The sequence below is a fragment of the Agrobacterium sp. 22-226-1 genome (assembly GCF_053522345.1).
The window spans coordinates 33418-47118 of sequence record NZ_JBNWCP010000016.1; the positions used below are offsets into that span (position 1 = coordinate 33418).

A 13701-nucleotide genomic window follows, 5' to 3' on the forward strand; every position below is an offset into this window, starting at 1 on the left:
GTCCTCACTCCAGAGTCAGTTGGTTTCGTTGGCGGCAACGTCGACGGTGCGCGGAGCGCCATCGACAGAGGCCATCAGCGCCCGGTTCGCACCGCTCAGGTCAGAAGCGGCGGCGGTGAGCCAGGTGTTGTACTGCTGTTCGGAAACCACCCGAATGGCGATCGGCATGAAGGCATGGTCCTTGCCGCAAAGCTCGGAACACTGACCGTAATAAAGGCCCTCTTTTTCCGCCTTGAACCAGGTTTCGTTCAGGCGGCCGGGAACGGCGTCGATCTTGACGCCGAAAGCCGGCATGGCGAAGGAATGGATCACATCCGTCGGCGCGGCGGTGACGAGCAGGCGAACGGTCTTGCCGACCGGAACGACCATTTCATTGTCTACCGCCAGAAGACGCGGATAGCGGGCCCTGTCTTCCTTGCCCGCGGCGGCGCGATCCTGGTCCTTCAGCATGTAGCTGTCGAAGGAAACCGGCTCCGCACCTTCGGCGGCCGTATACTCATAGCTCCACAGCCATTGCGTGGCGGTCGCCTTCAGCGTCACATCGGGGTTTTCCGGCTGCGTGAGCTGCGCGTTCAAGAGATTGAACGACGGGAAGGCAAGGAACAGGAGAATGAGAACCGGCGCCAGCGTCCAGACCACCTCGATCGCCGTGTTATGGCTGGTCTTGGAAGCCACCGGATTTTTCGCGGCGCGGAATTTCAGGGCGACGACGATGAGCAGCGCAAGAACGAAAAGCGTAACCGGAACAATGAACCAGAGCGTATATTGTTCAAACCAGCGTATTTCGTGCATGATCGGCGTGGCGGCCTCCTGCATGCCCATTTGCCAATGCACCGGCTGATCGGCGTGGGCGCCGACAGCCGTGAGCAGACAGGTCATCCCCGCCAGTGCTGCGTAAATCCTATTCGTCACGGTACCCTCTCCCTCACGCGTCTGATCTAGATCAATCACAGACGCAGAATCCATGCTTATGGTACTAACTTCAAACCACAGTTTGTCCTCTGCCGCAATATGCGTCGGGACACGGATGCGCCCCAATTTTGCCATTGGTCAATCCACGGCGACTTTCTCTCACCCCACGCCTCACCGGACCGGCCGAACGCGGTTTTAAACAGCCCAAATGCGACAAAGCCCCTTCCCACAGCCGGTTTTGCCGCCAGTTTCATCGCCGGATAATGAATGTTGCGCCGGGCAAATCAGACGCCCATACCGGAAGACAGGTCCTATTTCCGCCCAACTCCGCTGGAATTGAAGGCCTGAGGCTTTTTTTTCCGGATTATGGCGTCAAAATAGCCGCACTGATTCGAATCCCAGAGGTATCCATGCGTCTTTCCCCGCTCGCGCGCACTTTTCTTGCCGCCGCCGGTCTTGCCATCATCGCTCCCGCCGCTGCGGCGCTGGCGCAACAGCAGCCGCCCGGCACGCCGAAGTCGACGCATGGAGCATGGTCTGTCATCTGCGACAAGCCAGCGGGTGCGTCCGAAGAACAATGCGCGCTGATGCAGAACGTGATCGCCGATGACCGCCCGGAAGTGGGGCTTTCGGTGGTGGTGCTGAAGACGGCCGACCGCAAGTCGCGCATCCTGCGCATCCTTGCACCGCTCGGCGTGCTTTTGAAGGATGGCATGGAGCTTTATATCGACAATAATAATATCGGCCGCGCCTATTTCACCCGCTGCTTCTCCGAAGGCTGCTATGTGGAGGTGGATATCGACGACGAGCTGCTAAAGGTTCTGCGCGCCGGCAAGAATGCCGTTTTCGCGCTGCGCGAAGCCGTGGATCAGGATCGCGTGGGTATTCCGATCGAGCTTTCCGGCTTTGCCGAGGGCTACGACGCGCTTCCTTAAAGCCTGCCATTGCCGGACAGCCTTGCGTCCGTCCGCTCCAGTGCCTAAATCGGTCATTGAACGATAATGACTGGAGCCTCCCATGACCGACGATCTTGTAAAACTCTTCGATTGCGACGAAACGCAATTGCGCAAGCTCGTCGGCGAGGCGCTCGCCGGCGCTGACGATGGCGAGCTTTTCATCGAACATGCCCAGGCCGAATCGCTGACTTTCGATAATGGCCGGCTCAAGGGCGGATCTTTCAACACGGATCAGGGTTTTGGCCTGCGCGCCGTTGCCGGCGAGACGGTGGGTTACGCCCATGCCGGCGAGCTTTCCGAAGGCGCGCTGAAGCGCGCTTCGGATGCGGTGGGCGCCGTCACCCGCGGTTATTCCGGCTCCTATGCCGCCGCACCCCAGCGCACCAACAAGAAGTTCTATGGCGACGAAAACCCGATCGGCAGCCCGAGCTTCGAGGAGAAGGTGAAGCTTCTCACCGATATCGACGCCTATCTGCGTGACAAGGACGACAAGGTCCGGCAGGTGACGGCGACGATTTCCGCAAGCTGGCAGGTGGTGGACATCCTGCGGGCGGACGGCCATCGCGTCAGCGATATCCGGCCGATGACCCGCATCAATGTTTCCGTCGTGGCGGGCGAAGGCGACCGGCAGGAAAGCGGCTCCTACGGCATTGGCGGCCGCGTCGGCTTCAGCGATTTCATCACCACGGAAAACTGGCAGCGCGGTGCGGATGAAGCGCTGCGCCAGGCGCTCGTCAACCTCACCGCCATCGACGCGCCGGCCGGCACCATGGATGTGGTGCTCGGTTCCGGCTGGCCGGGCGTCATGCTGCACGAGGCGGTGGGCCACGGTCTGGAAGGCGATTTCAACCGCAAGAAAACCTCGGCCTTCGCCGGCCTGATGGGCGAAATGGTCGCCGCCCCCGGCGTGACCGTGGTGGATGACGGCACCATCGACAGCCGCCGCGGCTCGCTGACGATCGACGATGAAGGTACGCCTTCCGGCTATAATGTGCTGATCGAGAACGGCAGGCTGGTCGGTTACATGCAGGACCGGCAGAACGCCCGGCTGATGGGCGCCAGGCCCACCGGCAACGGCCGCCGGCAGGGCTACGCCTATGTGCCGATGCCGCGCATGACCAATACCTACATGCTATCAGGCGACAGGACGCCGGAAGAGATCATCGCTTCCGTGAAGAAGGGTATCTATGCCGTTTCCTTCGGTGGCGGCCAGGTGGATATCACCTCCGGCAAATTCGTGTTCGGCTGCACCGAGGCCTATCTCATCGAGAACGGCAGGATCGGCGCGCCGGTAAAGGGCGCGATGCTGATCGGCAACGGGCCGGATGCGATGAAGCGCGTCTCGATGATCGGCAACGATTCCAAGCTCGATACCGGCATCGGCAATTGCGGCAAGGCTGGACAATGGGTGCCAGTCGGCGTCGGCCAGCCGCATCTGCGCATGGACCAGATCACCGTCGGCGGTACGAAGGCTTAGTTCCACGGCATTGCGCGGTCGCGGGAGACGTCGAACCTGCCGTGACAGTCCTCACCCGCCGCGTCGCCGCACGGTCAGCCCAGAACCCCGCACATGGCTGCCATGATGAGGTTTCCTCTGGCATGCGGCCGGGAAGACGGTAAGATCATCCCTCATGGCAGGCCCCTCCTCCCACCACGGGCCTGCGCGGCAAAGGAGACCATGACCATCATACGAAATGCCCTCGTTCCTGAACTTGCCGTCAGCGACTGGCAGAAAAGCCGCGCCTTTTATTGCGACCTGATCGGTTTTCATGTGGTCTATGAGCGTCCCGAGGAGGGTTTTACCTATCTGGCGCTGGGGGATGCCCAGCTGATGATCGACCAGATCGGCGCGACCCGGACATTCGTGACGGACAATGCCGCGCTCGAATTTCCGCTCGGCCGCGGCATGAACCTGCAGCTCGCCGTTCCCTCCCTGCAACCCATTCTTTCCCGGCTGGAGCGATCCTCCATCGACCTCGTCATGCCGCTGGAGGAAAAATGGTACAGGCGCGGCACGGTCGAAGTGGGCAACCGGCAATTCATCGTTGCCGATCCGGACGGTTATCTGATCCGCCCGTTCGAGAGTCTGGGCGAACGCCCCTTCCGGTTCGGTTAAGTCATGCTGCCTTTTCTTCCGCAGGCCGTGGTTTTCGACATGGACGGATTGCTGATCGAGAGCGAGAGGCTCTATCGCGATTCATTTCTGGCTGCCTCGGATGAAGGCGGCCATGGCATGAAGGTCGAGACCTATCAGAAGGTCTGTGGCAGCCCGTGGGACGTCATCACCGGTACCATCTTTGCCGATTATGGCGCGGATTTTCCCATCGACAGCTTCCGCGACGCCTGGCTCCGGCATCTTGGCGTGATGATGGCGGAGGGCGTGGCGCTGAAGCCGGGCGTCATCGACATTCTCGATCTGCTTGACCGCCTCGATATCCGCCGCGCCATCGCCACCTCGTCGCGGCACGATTCGGTGACGCGCCATCTCGGCCCCCACGATCTTCTCAGACGTTTCGACACCATCGTCGCACGCGGCGACTATACCGAACCGAAACCCGCACCCATGCCCTATCTCACCGCAGCCCGACGGCTTTCCCTCGATCCGGGCCGCTGCCTTGCGCTGGAGGATTCCTATTCAGGCGTACGCTCCGCGACATCGGCGGGCATGATGACGATCATGGTGCCGGATGTAGCGCCGCCGACCGAGGAAATGCGGGAGAAGTGCATTGCCGTTGCAAGCGACCTGCATGCGGTGGCCGGCCTTCTGCAAAAGGCGCAGGCCTGAGTGAGATGAAAATCGGGCTGAAAGTGCGGAGAGGCGTCACATGTCCTTAGCCATTTGGCTTCATGATGAGGCTCATCTCGGCTGCAGCACCGGGATTGGCCGAGCGCCTTTGTCGGCGCATCCATAAGCGGGGTGATCATGCCGCCTTTTGCCGTGTCGCTCGTAACGCTGATACTACTGGTTCTGTCCCTATTCCAGATTGCCCTTGCAGCCGGTGCACCCTTCGGACGCCTTGCCTGGGGCGGCGCGCACCGGGTGTTGCCGGTCCGGCAAAGAATTGCCAGCGCGGCGGTTCCGCTCATTTATGCCTTTTTCGCGTCCTTTCCGCTGCAAAAGGCGGGTTATGCTCACATCTGGCCATCCGGCTGGATCGAACCCGGCATCTGGATCATCGCCTGCTATCTGGGGGTGAGCGCTGGATTGAACGCAATGTCGAAAAGCCGCCCGGAGCGGCTGGTGATGACGCCTGTGGCTGCCGCTCTTGCGATCCTGTTCTTTATCGTCGCCTTCTCCTAGCCGCATCGCCAGAGGCGCGATACCGCAAGGATCAAGCCGCCGTTCGGCGTATCGTCACGCCCCCGGCCTGAAACGCCACTTACGCTCGATCGCTCCTTCAATATCGAGACCGTTATAATGGGCCAGCAACAGCACATGGCCGAGCAGATCGGCGGTTTCGTCGGCCAGATCCCGCTTCATCTCCTCTTTGCTCCTGCCCTTGATGCGCCCCCGTCCTGTCAGCCGATTCCAGGCCTGTGTGACCTCGCCAACCTCTTCCTGAAGCTTCAGCATGTACCAGTCGGGGTCGCGGAATATTCCGTTTTCAGCGGCATATTTTTGCGAGGCCTCTTCAAACCGAGGCATCATGTCAGCAAACATTTGTTCATCCTTTGTTCATGCGCTACAACTCTAATCATGATTCTCTGACGGCGTCGACCCGTCAGGGCGTCACGCAGCCATGAACTGAAATTTCCGCGACATGTACATGCAGGCGGGATAGAGAAAAGATATTCGAACAACCGTGCCATCGCCCATGTCCCACCTCGATTTTTTCTCGTCCCTCATCACCGCGCATAGTCCGACACTGCTCGCCATGTTTGCGGGCGCCGCCTTTCTCGCCGGCCTTGCCCGCGGCTTTTCCGGTTTCGGTGCGGCGCTCATCTTCATCCCGCTCGCAAGCGCCATCGTCGGGCCGCGTGTCGCCTCGGCAGTGCTGCTGGTGGTGGACGCCGTGCTGACGCTCGGCATGATACCGCCCGCATGGCGCATGGCGGACCGGCGCGAAGTCTTCATCATGGCGGCCGGCGCCTTTGTCGGCGTGCCGCTTGGAACCATGCTGCTTTCCAACGGCGATCCGCTGACGCTGCGCTGGATCATCTCCGCCGTGGTCGTGATGCTGCTGTTGTTTCTACTTTCCGGCTGGCGTTACAGCGGCCGGCCGAAGACGCCGCTGACCCTCTTCACCGGGTTTCTGGCCGGGCTGTTTTCGGGGGCTGCGCAACTGGGCGGTCCGCCGGTCGTCGCCTATTGGCTCGGCGGCGCCCTCAAAGGCGCCTTCGTGCGCGCCAACGTCATTTTATATTTCGCGATTTCGACCGTGATCTCCACCGGCAGCTATTTTGTCAGCGGCCTGTTCACCGCCGATGTCTTCGTCTTTTTCCTGCTCGCCCTGCCCTTTTACGGGGCCGGGCTTTATGCCGGCGCGCGACTGCACGGGCTTGCCGACGAGGCGGCGTTCCGGCGCATCTGCTATGGGCTGATCGCCATCTCCGCCGTCATCGGCCTACCGCTGTTCGATTCGCTGCTGAAATAGACAGGCCGTAAATGGCCTGCCCTGACCGCCCTTACGGATACATGCGGACCTTGGACCATGCACCGTCAGGCGTCTCGCGGCGGAATTCTATGCGGTCATGCAGGCGGAACTTGCGGTCGTGCCAGAATTCGATGCTGACGGGGCGGATGCGGAAACCGGACCAGTAGGACGGGCGCGGAATATCGCCGATGGCATATCTGGCGGTATATTCCGCCACCGCCTTTTCCAGCGCGAAACGGCCTTCCAGCGGCCGAGACTGCTTGGAAGCCCAGGCGCCGATGCGGCTGCCGCGCGGGCGCGAGGCGTAATAGATATCCGCCTCCTCGTCGCTGACGATCTCCACCTCGCCGCGCAGGCGCACCTGTCGCCGCAGGCTTTTCCAGTGGAAACACATGGCCGCTTTTTTCTGGCCGAGAATCTCCTGACCCTTCTGGCTTTCGAAATTCGTGTAGAAAACAAAGCCGCGGTCGTCGACGCCTTTCAGCAGCACCATGCGCACATTCGGCAGGCCATTTTCGTCCACGGTAGCAAGCGCTACCGCGTTCGGATCGTTGATTTCGGAAGCCGTTGCATCTTTCAGCCATTCGGCAAAAAGCGTGAACGGTTCATTTTCTTCCGTGAAGTCACTGGATGTTAACCCCGTTTCCGACATATTGACTAAAATGCTCCCGAGCTGATTTGGACCCCAGAGATGATCTCTGGCGAAAGATGGTGACCGTCATAGCAAAGTCGAACAGTCGAACAAAGAGCCTCCTTTCGTCGATAGCGGAAGTTTCCGCCGTCGTGTCAATGCTTGTGGTGCTGAGCGGCTGCGTCAGCCTCGACCTGTTCGGCGGCGACAAGGTCGACCGCTCGCTTTCCACGGCCTCCATTCCCAACCAGCCGAACAATGCGTCGCAGACGGACGATGCAACGATCCGCAATGCGGTGACGTCGGCCGATCTCGCCAAGCTCGCCGACCAGCCGCTGCCCTGGGCCAATGCCGCCACCGGCAGCGCCGGCGTCGTCACCGCCATTCACGAAGACAAATCCAGCGGCTTCGTCTGCCGCGATTTCAGGACGACGCGCCACTCTTTCGAGGGCGTTGCGAGCTATGCGGGACAGGCCTGCCTGTCGGAAACCGGCGAATGGCTGCTGACCCGCTTCGAGCAGAAATAATCTGTTTACCCTTAAATATGGAATAGAGCCGGCCCGGGTGCGGCGCGCTTCCTCCGTAAAGGAGTGATTAGCAACTTATTGCAACAGTCGACGTTGATTAAACCGAGGGCGTGCAGGCGAATGATCGCGGGCATCCCTTTTCGGAGGGGTTAGTTTCAGGATTGCGCCATGAAGGGCGGCAGCGCCTGAGCCAACGTAACTGGTGTTTCGCATGCGCGATCCATATTCTATCCTCGGCGTAAAACGTGACGCCCGCCACGAGGAAATCAAGGCCGCCTGGCGCACGAAGGCGAAAACCGTCCATCCGGACGCCAATCGCGACGATCCCGACGCCTCGGCGCGATTCGCGGAGATCGGGCAGGCCTATGATCTTCTCAAAGACCCGAAAAAGCGCGATCTCTACGATCAGGCCCGCAGGGCGGCCGAAAAGAAGCAGCGCGGCGAAACCATCATGCAGCAGCGGGAAGCGGCGCGCGAGGCTGCCGAGCGCGCCAAGGCGGCTGAAAAGCTGATGGAGGAACTGGCCCGTGCGGACGCCCGCAACCGGGCGCAGACCGGCCAGAAAACCGACGCCAAGGCGGAAACCGCCGAAGATATCGTCGAACGGATTTTTGGCGCGGAAGCACAGAACGATCCCAAGGTGCAGCAGGCGGCCGAAGCGGCAAAGGCTGCCGCGGGCGCCGCGAAAAGCGATATGCCGGGTGCCGGCGAGACCGCGCAGCCCGGCGCCGGCGATGACAGGACAGCACCCGCATCGCTCGCCGCCAATCTCTTCAGCGCTCTCGTGCGCCGGTTCCGCACGCAGCAGCCGGCTCCCGAAAAAGCGCCGGACATCACTGCGGAGGCCACCGTCACGGTCGCCGATCTGCTGGAACACAAGTGGGTGACCGTGTCGCTTGCCGACGAACGCGAGGTTCGTTTCCAGCTCGAAGCCGGCATGACCGACGGACACGTGGTGCGGCTGAAGGGACAGGGGCTGAAGCTTCCCAACATGGCGCGCGGCGACCTTGCCGTGACTTTGCTGACCGCCCGTGAGGACGCGTTTTCCCTTCGTGGCTTCGATATTCACACGACGCTGCCGATCTCGCTCAGCGACGCGGTTCTGGGGTGTGAAACGAAAGTCAGGACACCGCTCGGTGAGGAAAACATCACCATTCCGGCCTGGTCCGGCTCGGACCGTGTGCTGAGGCTTGCCGGCAAGGGCCTCGCCGACGGCAAGGGCGGACAGGGCGATCTCGTCATCGAATTGCGCATCGTTCTCTTGGAAAAGCCGGATGAAAAGGTGACCGACCTGATGCGGCACATGCGCGAAGGCCTTTATTTGTGAAAGTTTTGCGAATAGCCGGGACAACGCACCCTTTGTTACGCTCCCTAACAGTTGATGATCTTTGGCAATCTTGAACAGGATTGCAGCCTATGCCATAGGCAGGACCGATCAAAAGTACTAGGGAGCATAAAATGGCTCAGGCATCCGGCCTCATGGCTGGCAAACGCGGCCTCATCATGGGTGTCGCCAATAATCGTTCCATCGCTTGGGGCATCGCCAAGGCCTGTGCCGACGCGGGCGCGGAAGTTGCGCTGACCTGGCAGGGCGACGCGCTGAAGAAGCGTGTCGAGCCGCTGGCGCAGGAACTGGGCGCCTTCATGGCCGGTCACTGCGATGTGACCGATCTCGAGACGATCGATGCGGTTTTTGCCGGGCTGGAAAAGCACTGGGGCAAGATCGACTTCGTCGTGCACGCCATCGCCTTTTCCGACAAGGATGAGCTGACCGGCCGTTACCTCGATACCAGCCGCGATAATTTCAACCGCACCATGGACATTTCCGTCTTCTCGCTGGCCGCCGTTGCCAAGCGCGCCGAGCCGGTCATGAATGACGGCGGCTCGATCATCACGCTGACCTATTACGGCGCCGAAAAGGTCATGCCGAACTACAACGTCATGGGCGTGGCCAAGGCTGCTCTCGAGGCCAGCGTGCGTTATCTCGCCGTCGACCTCGGCAATCGCGGCATCCGCGTCAACGCCGTTTCCGCCGGCCCGATCAAGACGCTTGCAGCCTCCGGCATCGGCGACTTCCGCTATATTCTGAAATGGAACGAATACAATGCGCCGCTGAAGCGCACCGTTTCCATCGAGGAAGTCGGCAAGTCGGCGCTTTACCTGCTGTCCGACCTTTCGACCGGCGTGACCGGCGAAATCCACCATGTCGATTCCGGTTACCACACCATCGGCATGAAGGCGGTGGATGCGCCTGACATTTCGGTGGTGAAGGACTAAGCCTGAAAAGTGTAAGAACGGGGTATCGCCTTGCTCGTCTATGTGATCCGGCACGGACAAACGGACTGGAATGCGATACGCCGGCTTCAGGGCCAGAAAGACATTCCGCTCAACGATTTCGGCCGCCAGCAGGCGGTCGGTAACGGCAAACTCCTGGCGCATCTGCTGGGAGAACAGGCCACGGATTTCGACTATGTGGCAAGCCCGCTCGGGCGCACGCGCGAGACCATGGAACTGATGCGCGGCGCGATGGGCCTCGATCCCAAGGCCTATCGTACCGACGATCGCCTGATCGAAGTTTCCTTCGGCGACTGGGAAGGGCAAACCCTGCCGGAGCTGAAAAAAGAGTTCCCGGACCGGGTGAAGGCGCGCAAGGCCAACAAGTGGGATTTCATTCCCCCCGGCCAGGATGCCGAAAGCTATGAAATCCTCTCCTGGCGCATCGGCGCATGGCTTTCCTCCGTCGAGGTTCCGACGATATGCGTCTGCCACGGCGGCGTCATCCGCTCGATCTTCCGGCTGGTCTCCGGCATGGACAAGGACGAGGCATCAAGGACGCAAATTCCGCAGGACCGGATTTTGAAGGTCGAGATCGACAGGAACAGTGCGGAGTGGATTTGTTGAGGCGCAGGGCTCCCCTCCTCTCCCGTCTTTCCGGCCTTGAGCCGGGATCCAGCCAGCCCAAGTCCTTGGGCTGAAAAAACTCGTCCCGCCGCGCAAGACACGCGTCGTCTGGATGCCGGATCAAATCCGGCATGACGGAAATGTTGGTGCTTCCCGAACGAGATTACAGGGGTTCGCCCCGTCAACGGGTAAAGCCGCGATCGCAGCGTTACTGCACGACCTGAAGATCGTCCACCACGCGTTTCCCATCCACTTCCGTGTAGAAAACCACGACCTTCACGCCCGCCTTCAAACCTTCAAAGTTGAACTCTTCCGGCACGCGATAGGTCTTGCCGTCATTGAGCGTAATGCTCAGCCCATTCGCATCGATCTTGCTGATCGTGCCTTCCACGTCGACGCTCTGGGCGTAGCCGTTGATGGGCATCAGGAGGTTGGCGGTAGCCAGAAGGGCGGCAATCATCATACGCATCGATCTAGCTTTCGTGGATTTGCGTGAAAACCTTACATGCATGAAGAATTGCCTTTCGAATGTGGCGGAAATTGCCCGCAACCATGACATTTTCGGCCCAATTGATGAACGGATTTCAGATCGTGTTCAAGCCGTTAGTGATTTTTACACCGCATTTCGCGGCAATATTGGAAAACTCCGGATAAACGTGGAAAACGGCGGCGCATTTACATTTCCGTCATCTCGAAAAAAAGCCGCGCTCGCCGGCCCGAATCGCCGCCCACTCCCATCCCGGCGCCTGTTGCCGGGATGGGGAAGACGCGTGTCGATGTCGTGTTCGGCACTTATCCTGCCGCAGCGAAAGAAAGGCTTTTGCCTTGTCGGGATTTACACTAAGACAAATCCGCTTGTTTTAAACGGCGCTATCCGCAGGCGCCCTGTTTTCCGGTTTTGAAAATATGTCGCATAACAGTTTCGGTCATCTTTTCCGCGTTACCACCTGGGGAGAAAGCCACGGGCCTGCACTCGGCTGCGTGGTGGATGGCTGCCCGCCCGGCATTCGCTTCACCCTTGCCGAGGTGCAGCACTGGATGGACAAACGCAAACCGGGCCAAAGCCGTTTCGTGACCCAGCGCCGCGAAGATGACATCGTCAAGGTACTCTCCGGCGTGATGCTGGATGAGGACGGCGAGACGATGATAACCACCGGCACGCCGATTTCCATGCTGATCGAAAATACCGACCAGCGCTCCAAGGATTACGGCGAGATCGCCAAGCGCTTCCGCCCCGGCCATGCGGATTTCACCTATGATCTGAAATACGGCATTCGCGACTATCGCGGCGGCGGACGTTCTTCCGCGCGTGAGACGGCGGCGCGTGTCGCCGCCGGTGCGATCGCCCGCAAAGTGGTACCAAGCCTCAATGTGCGCGGCGCGCTGGTGCAGATCGGCAAGCACAAGATCAACCGCGACAATTGGGATTGGGATCAGGTCGACCAGAACCCGTTCTTCTGCCCGGACCCCGAAATGGTGCCGGTCTGGGAAGACTATCTGGACGGCATCCGCAAGGCCGGCTCCTCCATCGGCGCCGTGGTCGAAGTTGTAGCGGAAGGCGTTCCCGCCGGCATCGGCGCCCCCATTTATGCTAAGCTCGATCAGGACATCGCCTCCAGCCTGATGTCGATCAACGCCGTCAAGGGCGTGGAGATCGGCGAAGGTTTTGCCTCGGCCGAGCTTTCCGGCGAAGAAAATGCCGATGAGATGCGCATGGGCAATGACGGCAAGCCGATTTTCCTGTCCAACCACGCGGGCGGCATTCTGGGCGGCATTGCGACCGGCGAACCGGTGATTGCCCGCTTCGCCATCAAGCCCACCTCCTCCATCCTGACGGAGCGCCTGTCCATCGATACCGATGGCAATAATGTTGATGTGCGTACCAAGGGCCGCCACGACCCCTGCGTCGGCATCCGCGCCGTTCCGATCGGCGAGGCGATGATCGCCTGCACCGTTGCCGACCATTACCTGAGAGACCGCGGCCAGACCGGCCGTTTGAAGTGAGGGGATATCGCCATGGCCTATGACCAGAAACGCGTCGTGGACGCCATCCGCGCTTTCGAAGCCGGCGAAATCGTTGTCGTGACCGATGATGACGACCGTGAGAACGAAGGCGATCTGATCATTTCGGCGGTTCACTGCACGCCGGAGAAAATGGCGCTGATCGTGCGCCACACCTCCGGCATCGTCTGTGCGCCCATGCCGCGCGAGGAAGCCAAGCGGCTGAACCTCAACGCCATGGTGGCGGAAAATGACAGCGCGCATACCACGGCCTTCACCGTCAGCGTCGACTTCAAGCACGGCACCACGACCGGCATTTCCGCCGATGACCGCACCCTGACGGTGCGCAATCTCGCCAATCCGAATGTCGGCGCTTCCGATTTCACCCGGCCGGGCCATATCTTCCCGCTGATTTCCCGCGAGGGCGGCGTGCTGATGCGCTCCGGCCATACCGAAGCGGCGGTCGATCTCTGCCGGCTCGCCGGCCTGCCGCCCATCGGCGTCATCAGCGAGCTGGTGAATGACGATGGCACGGTGATGCGCGGACCGCAGGTGCTGGATTTCGCCGAAAAACACGGCATGAAGCACGTTTCGGTCGCCGATCTCATCGCCTATCGCCAGCGCAAGGAAACGCTGGTGGAGATGGAATCCTCCTTCACCATCGAAACGCCCTTCGGACCCGCCAAGGCGCAGACCTATTCCCTGCCCTGGGATCCAATGCAGCATATGGCAGTGATTTTCGGCGATATCCGCGACGGCATCGATATTCCCGTGCGCCTGCACCCGGAAAATGTCGCCGACGACGTGTTCGGCGACCGCCAGCCGGTGCGGCATTACATGCAGAAGATCGCCGAAGAAGGCCGCGGCGTCATCGTCTATCTGCGCGAAGGCTCGGTCGGCGTCGGCCAGGTGGCCGGACGTCGCAAGGCGCGCGATCCCGACGAGGCGCATGCGCAGGCCCGTTCGCGCGAAAACGAATGGCTGGAAATCGGCCTCGGCGCGCAGATTCTCAAGGATCTCGGTATCAGCTCCATCAAGCTGATGACGACACGCGAGCGGCATTACGTCGGTCTCGAGGGGTTCGGCATCAAGATTTCGGCGACGGATATCGGGTGATTTTGGGGCGTCGCGAGAGCGCTTCGGTTTGGTGCGCTCTCCGCCCGCTCTACGTCATCCTC

17 protein-coding genes are annotated in these 13701 nt (G+C 60.8%); 13 read left to right on the forward strand and 4 right to left on the reverse strand.

What is annotated here, in order from left to right; genetic code table 11:
- Positions 1-15 precede the first annotated feature (15 nt).
- Complete coding sequence (gene coxB / locus ACQZ5K_RS22140) at positions 16-879, reverse strand: cytochrome c oxidase subunit II (RefSeq protein ID WP_003521102.1); 864 nt, start codon at positions 877-879, stop codon at positions 16-18.
- A gap of 443 nt (positions 880-1322) precedes the next feature.
- Here coxB and ACQZ5K_RS22145 point away from each other — a divergent pair, with 443 nt between their 5' ends.
- From ACQZ5K_RS22145 to ACQZ5K_RS22165, 5 genes are all read left to right on the forward strand, one after another.
- A complete protein-coding gene (locus tag ACQZ5K_RS22145; protein ID WP_003521101.1) occupies positions 1323-1847 on the forward strand; it encodes an invasion associated locus B family protein in 525 nt (174 codons plus the stop codon).
- 82 nt (positions 1848-1929) lie between these two features.
- On the forward strand, positions 1930-3345 hold the full coding sequence (gene tldD / locus ACQZ5K_RS22150) for a metalloprotease TldD (protein ID WP_448741416.1): 1416 nt from the start codon (positions 1930-1932) through the stop codon (positions 3343-3345).
- 201 nt (positions 3346-3546) lie between these two features.
- Positions 3547-3984, forward strand: coding sequence for a bleomycin resistance protein (locus ACQZ5K_RS22155; protein ID WP_003521098.1), 438 nt, complete (start codon positions 3547-3549; stop codon positions 3982-3984).
- A 3-nt stretch (positions 3985-3987) separates the two neighbouring features.
- Positions 3988-4653, forward strand: coding sequence for an HAD family hydrolase (locus ACQZ5K_RS22160; protein ID WP_196379531.1), 666 nt, complete (start codon positions 3988-3990; stop codon positions 4651-4653).
- Positions 4654-4791: 138 nt separating this feature from the next.
- On the forward strand, positions 4792-5169 hold the full coding sequence (locus ACQZ5K_RS22165; RefSeq protein WP_448741417.1) for a hypothetical protein: 378 nt from the start codon (positions 4792-4794) through the stop codon (positions 5167-5169).
- Positions 5170-5223: 54 nt separating this feature from the next.
- On the opposite strand, the gene ACQZ5K_RS22170 is transcribed toward ACQZ5K_RS22165, so the two are convergent.
- On the reverse strand, positions 5224-5529 hold the full coding sequence (locus ACQZ5K_RS22170) for a pyrophosphohydrolase domain-containing protein (RefSeq protein WP_060722994.1): 306 nt from the start codon (positions 5527-5529) through the stop codon (positions 5224-5226).
- A 154-nt stretch (positions 5530-5683) separates the two neighbouring features.
- Here ACQZ5K_RS22170 and ACQZ5K_RS22175 point away from each other — a divergent pair, with 154 nt between their 5' ends.
- Positions 5684-6463 carry a sulfite exporter TauE/SafE family protein gene (locus ACQZ5K_RS22175; RefSeq protein WP_035263541.1) on the forward strand — a complete coding sequence of 260 codons (780 nt, stop codon included), beginning with the start codon at positions 5684-5686 and terminating at the stop codon, positions 6461-6463.
- Between the two features lie 31 nt (positions 6464-6494).
- Here the strand turns inward: ACQZ5K_RS22175 and pdxH are convergent, their stop codons facing one another.
- A complete protein-coding gene (pdxH, locus tag ACQZ5K_RS22180) occupies positions 6495-7115 on the reverse strand; it encodes a pyridoxamine 5'-phosphate oxidase (RefSeq protein ID WP_304982265.1) in 621 nt (206 codons plus the stop codon).
- Between the two features lie 56 nt (positions 7116-7171).
- Between pdxH and ACQZ5K_RS22185 the strand changes: the two genes are divergently transcribed.
- From ACQZ5K_RS22185 to ACQZ5K_RS22200, 4 genes are all read left to right on the forward strand, one after another.
- On the forward strand, positions 7172-7621 hold the full coding sequence (locus ACQZ5K_RS22185) for an RT0821/Lpp0805 family surface protein (RefSeq protein ID WP_448741453.1): 450 nt from the start codon (positions 7172-7174) through the stop codon (positions 7619-7621).
- 211 nt (positions 7622-7832) lie between these two features.
- Positions 7833-8948 (forward strand): DnaJ C-terminal domain-containing protein, encoded by a 1116-nt coding sequence (locus tag ACQZ5K_RS22190; RefSeq protein ID WP_196379528.1) that lies wholly within the window; start codon positions 7833-7835, stop codon positions 8946-8948.
- A 131-nt stretch (positions 8949-9079) separates the two neighbouring features.
- Positions 9080-9898 (forward strand): enoyl-ACP reductase FabI, encoded by an 819-nt coding sequence (gene fabI / locus ACQZ5K_RS22195; protein ID WP_003521090.1) that lies wholly within the window; start codon positions 9080-9082, stop codon positions 9896-9898.
- Positions 9899-9928: 30 nt separating this feature from the next.
- Positions 9929-10522: a histidine phosphatase family protein gene (locus ACQZ5K_RS22200; protein WP_003521089.1), complete on the forward strand. Its 594-nt coding sequence runs from the start codon at positions 9929-9931 to the stop codon at positions 10520-10522.
- 208 nt (positions 10523-10730) lie between these two features.
- Here ACQZ5K_RS22200 and ACQZ5K_RS22205 read toward each other — a convergent pair whose 3' ends face one another.
- Positions 10731-10991 (reverse strand): DUF1344 domain-containing protein, encoded by a 261-nt coding sequence (locus tag ACQZ5K_RS22205; protein WP_003521088.1) that lies wholly within the window; start codon positions 10989-10991, stop codon positions 10731-10733.
- 40 nt (positions 10992-11031) lie between these two features.
- Here ACQZ5K_RS22205 and ACQZ5K_RS22210 point away from each other — a divergent pair, with 40 nt between their 5' ends.
- From ACQZ5K_RS22210 to ribB, 3 genes are read left to right on the forward strand one after another with little or no spacing between them, the layout of a single operon-like run.
- Positions 11032-11424 (forward strand): hypothetical protein, encoded by a 393-nt coding sequence (locus ACQZ5K_RS22210; RefSeq protein ID WP_448741418.1) that lies wholly within the window; start codon positions 11032-11034, stop codon positions 11422-11424.
- 4 nt (positions 11425-11428) lie between these two features.
- Positions 11429-12526 (forward strand): chorismate synthase, encoded by a 1098-nt coding sequence (aroC, locus tag ACQZ5K_RS22215; RefSeq protein WP_003521087.1) that lies wholly within the window; start codon positions 11429-11431, stop codon positions 12524-12526.
- 12 nt (positions 12527-12538) lie between these two features.
- Positions 12539-13639: a 3,4-dihydroxy-2-butanone-4-phosphate synthase gene (gene ribB, locus ACQZ5K_RS22220; protein WP_003521085.1), complete on the forward strand. Its 1101-nt coding sequence runs from the start codon at positions 12539-12541 to the stop codon at positions 13637-13639.
- Positions 13640-13701 lie beyond the last annotated feature (62 nt).

Bases quoted from the DNA above. Each gene is read 5' to 3' on its own strand.
- ACQZ5K_RS22205 (WP_003521088.1), bottom strand. From the start codon at position 10,991: ATGCGTATGATGATTGCCGCCCTTCTGGCTACCGCCAACCTCCTGATG.
- ACQZ5K_RS22145 (WP_003521101.1), top strand. From the start codon at position 1,323: ATGCGTCTTTCCCCGCTCGCGCGCACTTTTCTTGCCGCCGCCGGTCTT.
- ACQZ5K_RS22170 (WP_060722994.1), bottom strand. From the start codon at position 5,529: ATGTTTGCTGACATGATGCCTCGGTTTGAAGAGGCCTCGCAAAAATAT.
- ACQZ5K_RS22175 (WP_035263541.1), top strand. From the start codon at position 5,684: ATGTCCCACCTCGATTTTTTCTCGTCCCTCATCACCGCGCATAGTCCG.
- ACQZ5K_RS22165 (WP_448741417.1), top strand. From the start codon at position 4,792: ATGCCGCCTTTTGCCGTGTCGCTCGTAACGCTGATACTACTGGTTCTG.
- ribB (WP_003521085.1), top strand. From the start codon at position 12,539: ATGGCCTATGACCAGAAACGCGTCGTGGACGCCATCCGCGCTTTCGAA.
- ACQZ5K_RS22210 (WP_448741418.1), top strand. From the start codon at position 11,032: ATGAAGAATTGCCTTTCGAATGTGGCGGAAATTGCCCGCAACCATGAC.
- ACQZ5K_RS22155 (WP_003521098.1), top strand. From the start codon at position 3,547: ATGACCATCATACGAAATGCCCTCGTTCCTGAACTTGCCGTCAGCGAC.
- aroC (WP_003521087.1), top strand. From the start codon at position 11,429: ATGTCGCATAACAGTTTCGGTCATCTTTTCCGCGTTACCACCTGGGGA.
- coxB (WP_003521102.1), bottom strand. From the start codon at position 879: ATGACCTGTCTGCTCACGGCTGTCGGCGCCCACGCCGATCAGCCGGTG.
- pdxH (WP_304982265.1), bottom strand. From the start codon at position 7,115: ATGTCGGAAACGGGGTTAACATCCAGTGACTTCACGGAAGAAAATGAA.
- ACQZ5K_RS22185 (WP_448741453.1), top strand. From the start codon at position 7,172: ATGGTGACCGTCATAGCAAAGTCGAACAGTCGAACAAAGAGCCTCCTT.
- ACQZ5K_RS22160 (WP_196379531.1), top strand. From the start codon at position 3,988: ATGCTGCCTTTTCTTCCGCAGGCCGTGGTTTTCGACATGGACGGATTG.
- ACQZ5K_RS22190 (WP_196379528.1), top strand. From the start codon at position 7,833: ATGCGCGATCCATATTCTATCCTCGGCGTAAAACGTGACGCCCGCCAC.
- tldD (WP_448741416.1), top strand. From the start codon at position 1,930: ATGACCGACGATCTTGTAAAACTCTTCGATTGCGACGAAACGCAATTG.
- fabI (WP_003521090.1), top strand. From the start codon at position 9,080: ATGGCTCAGGCATCCGGCCTCATGGCTGGCAAACGCGGCCTCATCATG.